We start from the raw sequence: 15,661 nt of genomic DNA, 5'->3' as shown, positions 1-15,661 counted from the left end.
ATCACCGACCCGTACGCGTGAGGTCGGCGCATTCCGTCGTAGCCGACGGTTCAAGCTGACCGACCGGACACCGCGCTACCAGCTTCGCTGCACAGCCGCCTTGGAGCCAGTCACCAAGCTATTAGCCGGAACGTCGTCGGCGACGATCGCGCCCGCGGCGATCACCGAGTCGCGGCCGATGGTGACGCCCGGCAGGATCATCGCACCCGCCCCGATCCATACGTTGTCCGCGACGTCGATCGGTGCGCCGGTGAGGAATCGGCGCCGTTCCTCCGGGTCGACGGGGTGGCCCATGGTGATGAAGGTGGCCTTCGGGCCGACCATCACGCCCTTCCCCAACCGGATTCCGGCGTAGTCGAGAAACGTGCAGCCCTGATTGATGAACACCCGCTCGGCCAGGTCCAGGTTCAGCCCGTGATCGGTGTAGAAGGGCGGGTAGATGGTGAGCCCCGACGGGAGCGGGCGGCCCAGGATCTCTTCGAGCAGCGCCGCCTTCCCGGTCTCGTCGTCGAAGGGCAGCAAGTTGAGCCGGGAGGTCAACGCGCTGACCCGCAGAACCCGCTCGTGCATCGCCCTGAACTCGGCCCCGAGAACCCGCTCACCCCGGGCCAGAAGTTCAGGATCGTGAATGTCCATGAAGTTGTCGCTCGCCATCCCCCGATTCTCACACCCTGATCACCGGCGCACGACGTCGAAGACGAACCCCTCGATCGTGACTCCTGGCGCGAACGAGAACGCGATGCCCGTAGGCGCATGAGTCGAGGATCTAGCGGGTCGACCGCGAATCGCCGGGTGTTGATACCCCACCCGGTGCTTGTTCCGTGGCCCGTGCCGGTCGTTTCGAAAGCGATACCCTTGAGCAGGGAGGACTGGCACTGAGGAGATAATGTGGGGCAACCACGATCCTGGGCCGCGCGCGCAGCAGCCACGTTATCGCCCGAGCCGATCGACCTGGTCGATTCGGCTGAACAAACCCGCACCGCGCTTGCCACCGCCGTGGCACGGTTTTCCGAGGCTTGGGCCGCCGGATCCCCACCCGAGGTGTCGGCATACCTGCCCCGTGAACCGGCCAAGCGGCGAACGGTACTGATCGAACTGATCAAGATCGACCTCGAGTACCGCTGGCTTCGGTATCACTTTCCCAAACGACTGGTCGACTATCGTGCGGAGTTCGCCGAGCTGCAAGATGGTCCGCTGCCAGCCGAGCTGGTCTACGAGGAATTCCACGCAGTGCGCCGTGGTTCACCCGCCCCCGATCCGGCTATCGCCGAGGTCACCGACGCGGCGGCCGGCTCCGAGCTCGTCGGAGTCACCGACGATTACCGCAGCACATTGATCGCGCGGCCGAATGCCCAAGTAGTGCTCGACGCCATCGCTGTCGGACACCATGTCGAGGACTTCGACCTCTTGATGCGGATCGGGGCGGGCGCCTTCGCCCAGGTGTATCTCGCTCGGCAGCAATCGATGCAACGATTGGTCGCGGTCAAGATTTCCCACAATCACGGCACCGAGCCGCAGACCCTCGCGCAATTGGACCACGAATACATCGTGCGCGTCTTCGACCAGCGACTCATTGCCGATGGCGAGCTGAAACTGCTCTACATGCAGTACCTACCCGGGGGCACACTGCTCGATGTGCTGCGCTTGGTGCGCTCGACGCCACCGGAACACCGCAGCGGGCAATTGCTGCTCGATGCCATCGACAAGGTACTGGAGAAGAAGGGCGAGGTTCGACCGACAGAATCAGCTGTTCGGATACGGACCGCCGCATTGACGTGGCCGGAGACCATCGCCTGGTTGGGCCGCCGACTCGCGGACGCGCTCGAGCACGCGGCTGAACGGGGGGTATTGCATCGAGACATCAAACCCGCGAACGTGCTGTTGAGCGCCGAGGGGATCCCGAAGCTGGCTGACTACAACGTCAGCTCCAGCACAGGCGTCAAAGGCACAAATCCCCTGGCTTACTTCGGCGGATCGCTGGCGTACATGTCACCCGAACAGCTCGAAGCCTGCCATCCGGACCTGCCGACGACCGCCGCCGACCTCGACACTCGAAGCGACATCTTCGCGCTGGCCGTGATGCTGTGGGAGTTGCTCACGGGACACCGCCCCTTCGCGGACGAAACGGCCGCGGGCGAGACGGAGACGTCGCTGTCGCGCATGCTCGAACTGCGGCGCAGACCCGTCGACTCCGAGATTCTGTCGGAGCTTCCGCCCGATTGCCCCATGGCGTTGCGCCTGGTGCTGCTGAGGTGTTTGTCGCCGCACCGCGAAGACCGCTACTCCAGTGGCACGGAATTGGCCCAGCAGCTCGACTTGTGTCTGGAGGAACGGGCGCGCGACCTGGTCTATCCGCCGCCGCACAGTTGGCGGGCACGACTTTCACGATGGCCGACCCCCATCCTGTGGTCATCGTCGCTGGTCGGCGTCGGCCTGGCTACGATCTACCTGGCGGTGCACCTCCAGGAACTGATCGCCGAGCGCCTGCCCGCTGCCACCGCCGAGCGGCTGTACAACGGCACCACCATTTTCATCCTCTGTGTCTTACCGCCGTCGGTCCTCATCTACCGATACATATCGCGCAATTTGCTCGCTGTCCCTCGCGGTTTGCGCGATGGCAGGCGCTACGACGAGGGAACGCTCGCGCGGGTGCGGTCGCGAACATTGTTGTGGGGCGACCTGTGTGCGATGAACACCCTGTTGTTCGCGGTGCTCGCAACCGTGATGGGGGTGATTCTGCTCGTCTGGTTCACCGAGCTCCCGACGCGGCTGCTGGTCCATGCGGCAACGACGGTTCTGGTGACGGGCACCATCTCGGTCGCCTACACGTTCTTCCTCTCGACGTTCTACATCGTCCGCTGTGTTTATCCCATCTACCTGCGCCACGGCCCCACGACGGTGAACGACTCGGATGAAGTTCGGGCGCTGCGCCGCAGAGCCACGGTCTATCTCGCGGTGACGGCGTCGGTGCCGGTGGTCGGGGTTCTGGCCGGATTCAGCGCCCTCGAACCCGAGGAGCTTCCGCTTGTGCGCGATTCGGTTCTCGGTTTGTGCGCGGCCTCCGGGCTCGCGTTCGTCGCCGTCTACTGGTTGTTCAGGAAGCTGGATGCAGACCTGCGCGCGCTCGAGCGGGTGGTCGTGTAAATCAGCCGTGGCTGCTCCGAACAAGATCACTGACACGTATCGATGGCGGGGAGATCGTGCTGATCGGGAGTGGGCGGTTTAGGATCCGTGCGGTTGGGCAAGGCGTGACGAGCATCCCTGCACCAAGACGGCAGTTTCGGGGGATACTGGGAAGGGCGCCACCCACGGGTGAGCCACATTGCGGCAATTGCAGAGAATGGAGCTTGACGACGTGGATGCGCGTTCGCTTGCGCTGGTCCGCGCCGATTTCCGCGGGGTGTCGGAGACACCTGGCGGGTCCGAGCGGCTGATCAGCGCCTTTTACGGTCACCTGTTCGCGCAGGACCCGAGATTGCGTGAGCTGTTTCCGCCTGCCATGGACATGCAGGCCAAGCGGATCACGACGGCGGTGCAGTTCGTCCTCGACCATCTCGAGGACTTCGAACGAGCGCAACGCTTCCTCGAGCAACTGGCCCGCGACCATCGCAAGTACGGGGTCGAAGCCGACCACTACGACCTGGCCGGACGCGCGCTGCTCGCGGCGCTGCGCACCTTCCACGGCAACCGCTGGACCAGGGAGCTCGACGAGGGCTGGCGCGACATCACCCTGTTGATCTCGGCGTCGATGGCGATCGGCGCCAATGAGGACACGTCGCAGCCGTACTGGGACGCCACCGTGGTGGGTCACCGGCGGGTGCTCGACGATCTGGCGATCGTGCGGTTGCAGGCCGACGGGCCCATTCCGTTCAAGGCCGGTCAGTATGTGCCGGTCGCGGTGCCGCAGCGGCCGAATATGTGGCGCTACTTCTCCCCCGCCATCCCCGCGAACCCCTATGGCGAAATCGAATTCCATGTGCGGCGGATCAGTGGTGGCTGGGTGAGCCCGGCGATCGTCAACGACACCAAGGTCGGCGATCGGTGGAAGATCGCCGGACCGCTCGGTGGTTTGCACGTGGACCGGGAGTCGGGGCGCGATGTGCTGATGATCGGCTCCGGCACGGGGATCGCGCCGTTGCGGGCGCAGCTGATCGAGATGAGTCAGCGTGGGATCAATCCGCGCGTGCACTTCTTCATCGGCGGGCGCTATCCCGGCGACCTCTACGACGTGGACAACATGTGGCAGCTCTCGCAATCCAATCCGTGGCTGACCGTGGTGCCGGTGTGCGAGGAACACACCAATCCCTGGTGGTATCCCCAGGATTCGGGCGAGGCGCCGATGGGCATGCCGCGTCGGCTGGTCGGTAATCTAGGAGCGGTGGTGACCAGCTTCGGCGCGTGGTCGGACCGTCAGATCCAGATCGCGGGATCGCCGACGATGATCGCCAACACCCGTTACGCGCTCCAGCGAGCCGGTACACCGAGTGAGATCATCGCCGCCGACCCTGTCTGAACCCGCCCTTCTCTTCGCGAAAGAGGCTGATGAGCAACGCTTTTCCAGACCCCGCATGGACGGCGACCGTCGTCGGTCACCACCGCTTGCGCCACGACCTCGCCGTGATCCGGCTGATCGGCGATTTCGTGCCGTTCGAAGCCGGGGGTTCGGTAGAGGTGGAGGTGCCACAGCATCCCGGAGTGCGGCGGCGGTTCTCCCCCGCGCTGCCGCCCTCGCTGGACGGCAAGCTCGAGTTCCATGTGCGGACGGTGCCCGGTGGGTGGTGTTCGAGTTCTATCGTCGCCGACACCAAACCCGGTGATCAGTGGCGAATCAATGCTCCCCATGGGGTTTTCGCGGTTGATCCCGATGCTGTCGAGGTGGTGATGATCGCCGGCGGTACCGGACTGGCGCCGATGCGCGCCCAGATCCTTGACCTGGCCCGCCGCGATACTCCGCCGCGCACCTATTTGTTCTTCGGCGGACGCTCGCCGCGCGACCTCTACGCCAACGACATGCTGTTCCTGCTGGCGGGCGAATTGCCTTGGCTTTCCGTCATTCCGGTTGTCGAGAACCCGGATGATCCTGCGGTGCGCGATGAATGGCATGAGCAGACCCGCTCCGACGTGGGCTTCGGTCCCGAGGAAATGCTCTACGGCACCCTCGCCGATGTCGCCGCCGCGCACGGTCCGTTCACCAAACACCAAGTCCTGGTGTGCGGCTCACCCGCGATGGTTCGCACCACCGTCGACCGCCTGATCGAATCAGGCACTCCCCCAGCGAACATCATCTCCGAAGGCGCCTGACATCCGCCGTAGGGATCAGCGATGGGTCGACGACAAACGGTGCCGACCTCAACGAGCGGGCCCGCAAGTGGGCAGGAACGATCGGGTTGGACGCCGAGTTCGAGGCTGCCGTCGATGCGATCGATCAGTATGCGATCGCCGACAAAGACAGCGACCCGCGGCAAACCTGATCCTCGATATGGGCGGCTGGTTGGCTTACCCTCAGCAGGGATTATGCGATACGCATGTCGCTCAGAGAGGTGGCGGTCGCGGATCTGGTCGTCCATCGACGCAACTGCTCCTGGTCGGCCCTGGATACCGCGTCGGTGATCTTGGTGGGTAGGTTACCGAACTTGATGGTCAACAGTTCGGTCAGCATCTCTCGCAGAGCGGCAATCCGCCCTTCGACCCGGCCTTCAGCCCGGCCTTCGGTACGTCCTTCGGTTCGGAGTCGGTCGGCGGTTGTCACGAAGGCCTCCTTCGCTTCGGGTCCGATGCTGTCAACGATGGGCTGCAGGCGCTCGTCAGGAGTGTCGCCCACACTCACAATGTACGTCAGGATCGCGATCAAGTCATCGCCAACCAACGCCATCAGGGCTGGTAGCAGCCGTTTGAGATCACTATCAAGGCGCTGATTGTCCGGAGCGGTCTTCAACAGCACTTGCAAGGCAAGGGTCTCGGGGATGTTGGGACGGGCGTAGAGCTCATCGATGGTCGCGGCGGTGAGGTCATCGAGGAGAAATCGTAGGTGGGGAACATGCTGGTCGAAAGCGGCCCGCAGGTCGGGACCGAGGTCGATCAGGTCGGCAACATCGGTCGGGGCGGTCCACCGCTTCCCATCGGGGCTGGCGTGGACGACGATCGGGATAACCAGCGGAAGGGTCTTGCTCTTCGGGTGATCACGCAGGTACCTGTTCCAGATCGACACCATGTAGTCGAGCATGCGTAGCGACATGAAATGGTCGCTGCTGGACTGGTGTTCCAGCAATAGGTAGAGGTATGCGTCACGGCCATCGAAACGGGCGCTGAACAACAGATCACTGTAGGTTCCGCGCAAGTGCCGGGAGACGAAGCTGATCGACTCGAGGGCGAGGCTGGACCAGTCGATGCGCGCGGCTAGAGCGGATGTGATGACCGGGCGAGCTTGGGCGGCTGCGTTGCTCGGCTGGCCGATGAAGTGCCGGAAGAGAGCATCGTGCGGTTTCGCTGCTGAATCCCCCATAGCGACAAGCTATCTCACGAGCTGGCGGCCGCCAAATGCGTGAAGCCGCACCAACCACCAGATGGCAATCCGCTCACCGCTCAGAACAAGGGATCGTGGCGGATCGATTGGGCTTGGGTGCCTGCTGGAATGACAAGTCAGAACAAGGGGTCGTGTCTGATCGACTGGGCTTGGGTACCTGCTGGAATGACAAGTCAGAACAGGGGATCGTGTCTGATCGACTGGGCTTGGGTGCCTGCTGCCATCAAGCGGAACTTGGTGGTTTGGACCATCGAGGGGGAGCCGACTATTTGGACGTCGCGGTCTGCCCAGGGGCCGTAGCTGGCTACTACCTTGCCGATTTGGCCGGTCATGCGAGGTTCGAGGCCGGGGAGTTCGGGGTGGGGTTCGCCGGAGTCGTAGTACCACCAGGGGTTTTCGTCACTTTCGGTGACGGGGGTGACGGTGAGCCATTTGTTGGTGATGGCGAGTTTGCTCAGGACCTGGAGGTCGTAGAGGTCGCAGGGGTGGTGGCCGCCGACGAACAGGTGGACCTTCGGGTTCACCCGGCGCTGGGCCATCGCCATGATCTGGGCGCGCAGGGGGGCGATGCCGGAGCCACAGCCGACCATCAGCATCTTGCGTTTGGTGTTGCGTGGCACGCCGAGGCCGCCGAGGGGCGAGCCGAGTCGCCACTGGTCGCCGACGGCGGTGTGCGCGACCATCGCGGGGCTGACCCAGCCGCCGAGCACTCCGCGAATGTGGAACTCGATCTCGCCGTTGGCATTAGCCGGATTCGCGGGCGAGAGATAACGCCACATGCGCGGCCGCGAGGGGATCTGCACGCTGAGGTACTGACCTGCGGCATACTGCATCGGCTCGTCGAGCTGTACCCGGACGATCGAGAGATTGCGCAGCACCTCGCGATGTTCGACGACGGTGCCCGTCCAGGTGGCCGGTGTCGTTTCCTTGTCGGCTGCGCTGATCATCGCGCCGCTGATAGTGGCCAGGCCCTCATCCCACGCGCTGGCGACCTCGTCGGTCCACATCTCCGCACCGGCGAACAACCGCAGCGCCGACTTCAGCGAGTTGGCCACGGCCACATAGTGCGCCGGTTGCACGCCGTACTTGCGATGGTCGCGCCCGAGCTGGGCCAGGAACGGCAGCAGCTTGTCGGGCTCCTCCAGTCGTTCGAGGGCGTAGGCGATCGCGGTGACGAGTCGGTCGCGCTGGGCATCCATGGCAGCCGGGAAGTAGTCGCGGACACCGGGGTAGTCCGTGAAGAGGATCGAGTAGAACGAACTCGACAGCTTCTCGGACCCACCTTCTTCCGCAGCAACCGCCTTGAACGTAGTACGGATCAAAGCGATAGTCCGCGAATCCATATGTGTCACAACCTCGTTTCGCCATCGAACGCTAGCCGCGCCGGCGAGTGACGGGCTGGGAGGACACTCGTCAGCAGCCGATGCGAGAAGTCTAGGCGAGGTTTGCCAGCTTAGGAATCGTACTCTTAAACATCACGCATGTAATTCTTGAAATACCAGGCGGTTCCTAGTAGTTTCCCATGAAAACATACCCGAAGACCGTTAATTGCGGGTGAACACCTGCCCATGATTCCTCAAACCGCCCCGCATGCCAGACACCTGGATACCAAAGTGCCTGGTAGAGCGACTCTTCCGCTACACCTGCCGCCTGCCACAATCCGACGCGCCGGGCCATGACACGCCAGGTAGGTGCACCGGAGTGGCTGGGCGGGCACGGTGAATTGCGTTCCGTTTGATCCGAATTCAGCATCCCGGCAGCAAATTTTTGGACGTCCAGGGTGATAAATCCGCACCTCAGCGCGCCGCGGCACTACTTCCGATCAGCAAGATCATGAATAAGTGAGTTGCTGAATAGTCGCTGTACGGTCGCCGGGGGTTGACCGGAGACGGGCGAGCCCCCGGCTCGCATCCACCGCAGCGGATGTCGAACCGGAGGCTCGTCGCATCGAATACTGCTCAGCGCCGATGCCGTGGCTGCCACACCACGAGCGCGGTACTGCGCGCCGGCGGCGACAGATCGGGCCGGTAGCCCGCCCGCAACCGCTCCAGCTCCGCACTCATCTCCTCGACGCGCTGCTGCAACGCCTCCACCTGATTGGTGAGCTCGATGATGCGCTTGATGCCGGCGAGATTGACGCCCTCGTCCTGCGACAGGCGCTGCACTTCGCGCAGCACCTCCACATCGCGGGCCGAGTAACGGCGTCCGCCACCCGAGGTCCGTTGTGGGGTGACCAAACCCAGCCGGTCGTAGGTACGCAACGTCTGCGCGTGCATCCCCGCCAGCTGAGCCGCCACCGAGATCATGAAGAACTCGGCACGCGAGGTAGCACCCGAAACGGACTTCGGATCATCGGACATCAAGCACCCGCCCATCCTCCACGCGGTTCGAAGCCACTGGCCTTCTCCGCTTCCTGATAGCGCTTGAGCGCATCGGTGGCGTCGGAGTCGAGCGATTGCGGGACCGCGACCTTCACCGTGACCAGCAGGTCACCGGCGCCGCCTGCCGCACCGCGCTTGGGCACACCACGACCGCGAACCCGCAGGATACGCCCGTCGGCGGTGCCCGCGGGCACCTTCACGCCGACCCGGCCGTCCAGCGTCGGCACGGAAACTGTTGTCCCCAGTACCAATTCGCTGTAGCTCACCGGGAGCACCAGGGTGAGGTCGTCGCCCTGACGGCCGAAGACCTTGTCCTGGCTGACGTGCACGGTGACATACAGATCGCCCGAAGGCGCACCGCGCAGACCCGCCTCGCCCTGACCGGCGAGCCGGATCTTCTGCCCATCGCTGACGCCCGGTGGGATCCGGACGGTGATGGTGCGGGTGCGGTTCTGGATACCGGTACCCGAGCAGTCGGTGCACGGGTCGTCGATGATCGACCCGGTGCCGCGGCAGTCGTCGCAGGGCTCGCTGAAACCGAACGCGCCCTGATTACGGCTGACCACGCCAGCACCGTTGCAGTGCGGGCACACGCGCGGGCTGGTGCCCGGCTTGGCACCACTGCCGTGACAGGTGGTGCACGGCGACGGACTTGTCATCCGCAGCGGAACGGTGACACCCTGGGCGGCCTCGCGGAAACCCAGGGTCGTCTCGGTCTCCACATCGGCACCGCGGCGCGGACGAGCCGCCGCCCGGCCGCCGCCACCCCGGTTGAACAGCCCGCCCAGCAGATCGCCGAGCCCGCCGTCGCCCGCGGCGGCACCGGTGCCACCGGCCTGACCGAAGATGTCACCGATGTTGAAGTCCTGCGAAAAGCCGCCGCCGGCACCGGGGTTGAACCCGCCGCCGCCGTAGGCCCGGCCGCCACCGCCGCCGCCCGCGAACAGGCGGCGCGTGTCGTCGTACTCCTTGCGCTTGGCCGGATCCGACAGCACCGCGTTGGCCTCGCTGACGGTCTTGAACCGCTCCTCGGCCTTGGTATCACCCGGGTTGGAATCCGGGTGCAGGTCGCGGGCGAGCTTGCGGTAGGCCTTCTTGATCTCGTCCTGCGAGGCGCCAGAGGAGACACCCAGCTCCTTGTAGAAGTCCTTTTCGATCCACTCCCGTTGACTCACCGGGCATCTCCTCCTTTCTTATTCCTCGTTCGCGGCGGCATCCGCGTCCGATGCCTCCGCGTCGGTTACCCCGACCAACGCGTGCCGAAGCACCCGGTCGCCGAACCGATAGCCCTTGCGCATGACGATGCCGATCACCGGGTCGGCGCCCGAACCCTCGTGCTGCACTGCCTCGTGCAGCGTGGGGTCGAACGGGTCACCGGTGGCACCGAATTCGACGAGACCCTGCTTGGTGAGCGCGGTCTCGAGCTTGTCGGCGACGGACTTCAGCGGGCCGGAATCGAGGTCGCCGTGCGCCCTCGCCCGATCCAGATCGTCGAGCACCGCGAGCAATTCGGTGACCACCGACGCCTTGGCGGCGTCGATGTTGGCCTGCCTGTCACGCTCGACCCGGCGACGGTAGTTCGCGTATTCCGCGGTCAACCGCTGCAGGTCGGCCGTGCGCTCGGCCAGCTCGTCGTGCTCCGGTTCGACGACTTCGGCGTCGAGCGCGGAGTCCGCCGGGGCGGCCTCCGCGTTCTCGTCGGCAGTGTCGTCCAGGATTTCCTCGACCAACTCCTGCTCCGAGGAGTTCGCCTCGGTCACTTCTTGTCCGTGTCGACCGGCTCGTCCACGACCTCCGCGTCGACGACCTGGTCGTCGTCGGCCTGGCTCGGGCCCGCGCCGTTGCCGGACTGCGCGTCGGCGGCGGCACTGGCCTCGTAGATCGCCTGGCCCAGGGCCTGCGACTCGGTGGCCAGCTTCTCCACGGCCGACTTCACCGCGGAGATATCGGTGCCCTCGAGCGCCTGCTTGGCCTCGGTGACCGCGTTCTCCACCTTCGCCAGCTGATCGGCGGAGACCTGTGCGCCACCCTCGCTCAGCTTCTGCTCGTTGATGAACTTCTCGGTCTGGTGCACCAGCGACTCGGCCTGGTTGCGGGTCTCGGCCTCTTCACGGCGCGCCTTGTCGTCGGCGGCGTGCGCCTCGGCGTCGGCGACCATGCGCTCGATCTCTTCCTTGGACAGACCGGAGCCGTCCTGGATCTTGATCTTGTTTTCCTTGCCGGTGCCCTTGTCCTTCGCGGTGACGTGCACGATGCCGTTGGCGTCGATGTCGAAGGTGACCTCGATCTGCGGCACGCCGCGCGGGGCCGGGGGCAGGCCGGTGAGCTCGAAGGAGCCGAGCAGCTTGTTGTGCGAGGCGATCTCGCGCTCACCCTGGAACACCTGGATCTGCACCGAAGGCTGGTTGTCGTCAGCGGTGGTGAAGGTTTCCGAGCGCTTGGTGGGGATGGTGGTGTTGCGCTCGATGAGCTTGGTCATCACGCCACCCTTGGTCTCGATACCCAGCGACAGCGGGGTGACATCGAGCAGCAGGACGTCCTTGACCTCGCCCTTGAGCACGCCGGCCTGCAGCGCGGCGCCGACGGCGACGACCTCGTCCGGGTTCACGCCCTTGTTGGGCTCACGGCCGCCGGTCAGCTCCTTGACCAGGTCGGACACGGCGGGCATACGGGTGGAGCCACCGACGAGCACGACGTGGTCGATATCGGCCACGTTCAGGCCCGAGTCCTTGATCACGGACTGGAACGGCGCGCGGGTGCGATCCAGCAGATCGGAGGTGATCTTCTGGAACTCCGAGCGGGTGAGCTGCTCGTCGAGGAACAGCGGGTTCTTGTCCGCGTCGACGGTGATGTAGGGCAGGTTGATCGAGGTGGACTGGCCCGAGGACAGTTCGATCTTGGCCTTCTCCGAGGCCTCACGCAGACGCTGCATGGCCATCTTGTCCTTGGTCAGGTCGATGCCCGAGGACGCCTTGAACTTGTCGACCAGCCAGGAAACGACGCGCTCGTCCCAGTCGTCGCCACCGAGGTGGTTGTCACCGGAGGTCGCGCGGACCTCGACGACGCCCTCACCGATTTCCAGCAGCGAGACGTCGAAGGTGCCGCCACCGAGGTCGAAGACCAGGATGGTCTGCTCTTTGTCGCCCTTGTCCAGGCCGTACGCGAGCGCGGCCGCGGTGGGCTCGTTGACGATGCGCAGCACGTTGAGACCGGCGATCTGGCCGGCTTCCTTGGTGGCCTGACGCTGGGCGTCTTCGAAGTAGGCCGGGACGGTGATCACGGCGTCGGTGATCTCCTCGCCCAGGTAGGCCTCGGCGTCGCGCTTCAGCTTCATCAGCGTGCGCGCGGAGATCTCCTGCGGCGTGTACTTCTTGTCGTCGATCTCCACGTTCCAGTCGGTGCCGATGTGGCGCTTGACCGAGCGGATGGTGCGATCGACGTTGGTGACCGCCTGGTTCTTCGCGGGCTGACCGACGAGAACCTCGCCGTTCTTCGCGAAGGCGACGATCGAGGGGGTGGTGCGCGAGCCTTCCGAGTTCGCGACGACGACCGGCTCGCCGCCTTCGAGCACGGCGACGACGGAGTTCGTGGTCCCGAGGTCGATTCCGACCGCACGAGCCATAGTGGTTTCCTCCTGTTTGACGTTTCGGTTGATGCAACGCTGAGCGTAGTGGGCTCAATCCTGCCTGCGAGATCCACCGCGAGTCAACCCGAAGTTGAGTCAGGGTCGCTCATGTTGTTGATCAGCACAACCAGTAGCTGCGGCGATTCATTCCCGCCACCCGAAAAAATTTCCCGACCCCCGAGCCATTCTTGCCACGAGTGCGCTCAACTGCAGCCCCTGATGCGCGATCGTGACGGTCCGGAGACCAACGACGGGCTATCGGGTGAGGCCGGGATGGATGCCGGGGCGAAGGCCGTTGCCCTCGGCGGTTCGGCGCAGTAGGTCGAGGAAGACGGCACGGTCCCCGGGAGACAGCGGAGACAGGACCTCGGCGTCCAGCTCGACCACTCGCTGCTCGGCTTCGGCCAAGAGGGCATGCGCGGCGGGCAGGAGATAGAGGGCGTGGGCTCGGCGGTCGCTGGGATGGCGGCGGCGTTCTACCAGGTCACGTTTCTCCAGTTCATCGACCAGTCCGACCATGACATTGCGGTGGATACCCAGCGCCTCGCCGAGCTCCTGCTGAGGGGTTCCCCTACTCGAAGAGAGACGATCGTGACTACCTCCCCCACTCCCCCCGCCGCGGATCCGCGGCGCTGGATCGCGTTCGCGGTGGTGCTGGCCGCCGGCTTCATGGATCTACTCGACGTGACCATCGTCAATGTGGCCGTGCCGAGCATTCGCAACGACCTGCGGGCCGAGTACTCACAGCTCGAATGGATCATCGCCGCCTACGTGCTCGCCTTCGCCGCGGTGTTGATCACCGGCGGGCGACTCGGCGACATCTACGGTCGCAAACGCGTCTTCCTGACCGGCATGGCCGGTTTCACGATCGCGTCGGCCGCCTGCGGACTGGCCACCGATCCGACCGTGCTCATCGGCTCCCGCTTCGCGCAGGGCGCGATGGGGGCGCTGATGGTGCCGCAGATCCTGGCCATCATCCAGACCACGTTCCCGAAAGAGGAGCGGGCCAAGGCGATTGCCGTCTACAGCGGTGTCGGCGGCTCCGCCTCAGCGGTCGGGCTCGCGCTCGGCGGCGTGCTGGTGCAGGCCGATCTGTTCGGGTTGGCTTGGCGGCCGATCTTCTTGGTGAACATCCCGGTCGGGATCGCGGGGTTCATCGCGGCGTGGTTCGTGATGAGCGATTCGAAGTCGGCGAAGCCGCCTCGACTGGATCCGGTCGGGATGGTGCTGGCGGTTTCCGCCGTACTGCTGCTGGTCTATCCACTGACCGAGGGGCGTCGACTCGATTGGCCTGCTTGGACTTTCGTGATGATGGGTGCGGCTCTCGTGGTGTTCGCCGCCTTCCTGTTCTATGAGCGCGGGCTCGCGCGGGCGGGGCGATCGCCACTGGTCGACCTCGGGCTGTTCCGGTCTCGGCCGTTCGCGATCGGGCTCGGCGCCTGGTTGCTGTTCTGGATCGCGATGGGTGGATTCTTCCTGGTGTGGACGTTGTTCATGCAGGGTGGTCTCGGGTGGTCGCCGTTGCGGGCCGGGCTCACTTCGGCGCTGTTCGCGGTGGGTGCCGGTGTGGGAGCGGGGCTTTCGGTCGGGGTGCTCGCCGCTCGCTACGGGCGCAAGGTGTTGATGATCGGGGCCCTGGTGAACGCGGCGGGATTCGCGCTGTACGGGGCGATGGGAGTGCGGTACGGGAGTGAGTTCACCTCGTGGCAGATGGCGTTGCCGTTGCTGATCACCGGGGCCGGGTTCGGGATGGTGGTCGCGCCGACGCTCGAGCTGCTACTCGGGCAGGTGCCGATTCGAGAGGCCGGGTCGGCGTCCGGCTTGCTCAACACGGGGCAGCAGTTGGGGACCGCGCTGGGTGTCGCGCTGGTCGGCGTGCTGTTCTTCACCGCACTGGACCGGGATTCGGATCGCGGGGTGGAATCGGTGACGCCGCAGATCCGGGCGGAGTTGGCGGTCGAAGGAGTGCCGGTGGGGGTGCGGGATCAGATCGTGGCCGGGTTCGCGGCGTGTGTGCACGATCGGTCGGCCGAGGACGACCCGGCTGTGGTGCCTGCCAGCTGTCAGCCGAATTCTGTTGGTGACGCGGCAGTTTCGCGAGTTCTCGCGGAAGCGGGCACCGAGGCGAACGCGGTGAACTTCGCCGAGTCGTTCCGGCACACGCTGTTCTACGGCATCGGGATGCTGCTGTTGGTGTGCCTCGGATTCCTCGCCCTGCCGAAGGCCGCGAAGCTGGAACAACGGGTGCTCGATGATGAGCGGGAAAACGTCACAGTATGAAACGGCCAGGGGCGTACGGATTGCCGTGCGCCCCGGCACTCTGGAAGGAATCGCATGTACACAGTTGATTTGCTTGCCGTCGGGCGTGGTCGCGAAGTTGTCGATGCCGCACTCGGCTATGTCGGCGGGCTCGGATTCCGCGTTCTCGGGTCGACCGCCGACGAGGAGGCTCTTGCGGTTCTCGGGCGAGAGCGGGTTCGTCTGCTGGTGATCGGCGGTGGGGTCGAAGCCGAGTCTCGGAAGGTGTTGACGGCTGCGGCCGAGGCGCACGGCGCCACCGTTGTCCAAGCGGAGCGTGCCGGGCGTGGGATCGAGCAGTATCTCGCGGAAGAGGTCGTGCCGGTGCTGGGTGGGTGACCGCACGCTCGAGTCCAAACCTCGCTTTGCCCTTAATATTCGGGGCATCGATACGGGTGCGAACCAGTTGTGGCGGCACTAGTTTCGGGGGTATGCGTGCATTGAGCAAGGTTCAGTGGAAGCGGGCGTTCGGCGGGGTCGCTGTGATTGCCGCGTTGGCCGGGGGCGGGATGGTCGCGTCCGCGGGAAGTGCCGTGGCTGACAGCGGGGTCGCCATTGCCGATGACGGGTGCACGTTTTCTTCGCTCGGCGGGTCTTGCAGCGATCCGGGACCGGTGGGGCATGCGCTGATCGCGGTTCGGGAGTTCGCGAAGAGTCTGGGGTACGGGACCGGAAGTTCTTCGGGCACTGCCTATTTCATCTGACGGCTGTCGGCGACACGACATCGGCGGGCCTGCCAGTGGCAGGCCCGCCGCTGCTGCCCGCCTCCGCGTGGAGGGGGGGGCGTCCTGGGGTGGATGTCAGTGTTTCGGGCGGTGATGGGCCGGCCGCAGA

Annotated in this window: 14 protein-coding genes; 6 read left to right on the top strand and 8 right to left on the bottom strand. The window is 65.2% G+C overall.

Annotated features, from left to right (window positions below):
• Window positions 1-75 precede the first annotated feature (75 nt).
• Window positions 76-654, bottom strand: coding sequence for a sugar O-acetyltransferase (locus ACFXKN_RS21600; protein ID WP_379433683.1), 579 nt, complete (start codon window positions 652-654; stop codon window positions 76-78).
• A gap of 234 nt (window positions 655-888) precedes the next feature.
• Here ACFXKN_RS21600 and ACFXKN_RS21595 point away from each other — a divergent pair, with 234 nt between their 5' ends.
• From ACFXKN_RS21595 to ACFXKN_RS21585, 3 genes are all read left to right on the top strand, one after another.
• Entirely contained in the window at window positions 889-3,144 is a 2,256-nt protein-coding gene (locus tag ACFXKN_RS21595) for a serine/threonine-protein kinase (protein WP_379433682.1), read from the top strand.
• Window positions 3,145-3,355: 211 nt separating this feature from the next.
• Window positions 3,356-4,513 carry an FAD-binding oxidoreductase gene (locus tag ACFXKN_RS21590; protein WP_378948112.1) on the top strand — a complete coding sequence of 386 codons (1,158 nt, stop codon included), beginning with the start codon at window positions 3,356-3,358 and terminating at the stop codon, window positions 4,511-4,513.
• Window positions 4,514-4,542: 29 nt separating this feature from the next.
• Complete coding sequence (locus ACFXKN_RS21585) at window positions 4,543-5,301, top strand: FAD-binding oxidoreductase (protein ID WP_378948109.1); 759 nt, start codon at window positions 4,543-4,545, stop codon at window positions 5,299-5,301.
• Window positions 5,302-5,512: 211 nt separating this feature from the next.
• On the opposite strand, the gene ACFXKN_RS21580 is transcribed toward ACFXKN_RS21585, so the two are convergent.
• From ACFXKN_RS21580 to ACFXKN_RS21550, 7 genes are all read right to left on the bottom strand, one after another.
• Complete coding sequence (locus ACFXKN_RS21580) at window positions 5,513-6,502, bottom strand: Rpn family recombination-promoting nuclease/putative transposase (protein WP_378948106.1); 990 nt, start codon at window positions 6,500-6,502, stop codon at window positions 5,513-5,515.
• A 194-nt stretch (window positions 6,503-6,696) separates the two neighbouring features.
• On the bottom strand, window positions 6,697-7,866 hold the full coding sequence (locus ACFXKN_RS21575; protein ID WP_379433681.1) for an FAD-binding oxidoreductase: 1,170 nt from the start codon (window positions 7,864-7,866) through the stop codon (window positions 6,697-6,699).
• Window positions 7,867-8,481: 615 nt separating this feature from the next.
• On the bottom strand, window positions 8,482-8,883 hold the full coding sequence (locus tag ACFXKN_RS21570) for a heat shock protein transcriptional repressor HspR (RefSeq protein WP_101468370.1): 402 nt from the start codon (window positions 8,881-8,883) through the stop codon (window positions 8,482-8,484).
• Entirely contained in the window at window positions 8,883-10,079 is a 1,197-nt protein-coding gene (gene dnaJ, locus ACFXKN_RS21565; protein WP_378948097.1) for a molecular chaperone DnaJ, read from the bottom strand. Before dnaJ ends, ACFXKN_RS21570 begins: the two co-directional genes overlap by 1 nt.
• An 18-nt stretch (window positions 10,080-10,097) precedes the next feature.
• Complete coding sequence (grpE, locus tag ACFXKN_RS21560) at window positions 10,098-10,664, bottom strand: nucleotide exchange factor GrpE (RefSeq protein ID WP_379433680.1); 567 nt, start codon at window positions 10,662-10,664, stop codon at window positions 10,098-10,100.
• A complete protein-coding gene (gene dnaK / locus ACFXKN_RS21555; protein ID WP_378948089.1) occupies window positions 10,661-12,526 on the bottom strand; it encodes a molecular chaperone DnaK in 1,866 nt (621 codons plus the stop codon). Before dnaK ends, grpE begins: the two co-directional genes overlap by 4 nt.
• A 258-nt stretch (window positions 12,527-12,784) precedes the next feature.
• Window positions 12,785-13,153: a MarR family winged helix-turn-helix transcriptional regulator gene (locus ACFXKN_RS21550; protein ID WP_378948262.1), complete on the bottom strand. Its 369-nt coding sequence runs from the start codon at window positions 13,151-13,153 to the stop codon at window positions 12,785-12,787.
• Here ACFXKN_RS21550 and ACFXKN_RS21545 point away from each other — a divergent pair.
• The 3 genes from ACFXKN_RS21545 (at window position 13,121) to ACFXKN_RS21535 (ending at window position 15,531) form a co-directional block, all read left to right on the top strand.
• Entirely contained in the window at window positions 13,121-14,809 is a 1,689-nt protein-coding gene (locus ACFXKN_RS21545) for an MFS transporter (RefSeq protein WP_378948084.1), read from the top strand. The two genes, ACFXKN_RS21550 and ACFXKN_RS21545, sit on opposite strands and share 33 nt — an antisense overlap.
• A gap of 54 nt (window positions 14,810-14,863) precedes the next feature.
• The gene (locus ACFXKN_RS21540; protein ID WP_378948081.1) at window positions 14,864-15,166 is read left to right on the top strand and encodes a hypothetical protein; all 303 of its coding nucleotides are present in this window, start codon (window positions 14,864-14,866) and stop codon (window positions 15,164-15,166) included.
• 92 nt (window positions 15,167-15,258) lie between these two features.
• Window positions 15,259-15,531 (top strand): hypothetical protein, encoded by a 273-nt coding sequence (locus ACFXKN_RS21535; protein ID WP_378948078.1) that lies wholly within the window; start codon window positions 15,259-15,261, stop codon window positions 15,529-15,531.
• The last annotated feature ends 130 nt before the right edge of the window (window positions 15,532-15,661 follow it).

Origin of the sequence: Nocardia sp. NPDC059195 (genome assembly GCF_042754695.1) — a bacterium.
Classification (GTDB): domain Bacteria; phylum Actinomycetota; class Actinomycetes; order Mycobacteriales; family Mycobacteriaceae; genus Nocardia.
The sequence above is the reverse complement of the archived record's forward strand: the minus strand, read 5'-3'. Positions and strand labels throughout refer to the sequence as shown.

What these genes read in the sequence shown, in the direction of transcription:
- ACFXKN_RS21580 (WP_378948106.1), bottom strand. Translation starts at nt 6,502, where the DNA reads ATGGGGGATTCAGCAGCGAAACCGCACGATGCTCTCTTCCGGCACTTC.
- ACFXKN_RS21535 (WP_378948078.1), top strand. Translation starts at nt 15,259, where the DNA reads ATGCGTGCATTGAGCAAGGTTCAGTGGAAGCGGGCGTTCGGCGGGGTC.
- ACFXKN_RS21540 (WP_378948081.1), top strand. Translation starts at nt 14,864, where the DNA reads ATGTACACAGTTGATTTGCTTGCCGTCGGGCGTGGTCGCGAAGTTGTC.
- ACFXKN_RS21575 (WP_379433681.1), bottom strand. Translation starts at nt 7,866, where the DNA reads ATGGATTCGCGGACTATCGCTTTGATCCGTACTACGTTCAAGGCGGTT.
- dnaK (WP_378948089.1), bottom strand. Translation starts at nt 12,526, where the DNA reads ATGGCTCGTGCGGTCGGAATCGACCTCGGGACCACGAACTCCGTCGTC.
- ACFXKN_RS21600 (WP_379433683.1), bottom strand. Translation starts at nt 654, where the DNA reads ATGGCGAGCGACAACTTCATGGACATTCACGATCCTGAACTTCTGGCC.
- ACFXKN_RS21570 (WP_101468370.1), bottom strand. Translation starts at nt 8,883, where the DNA reads ATGTCCGATGATCCGAAGTCCGTTTCGGGTGCTACCTCGCGTGCCGAG.
- ACFXKN_RS21585 (WP_378948109.1), top strand. Translation starts at nt 4,543, where the DNA reads ATGAGCAACGCTTTTCCAGACCCCGCATGGACGGCGACCGTCGTCGGT.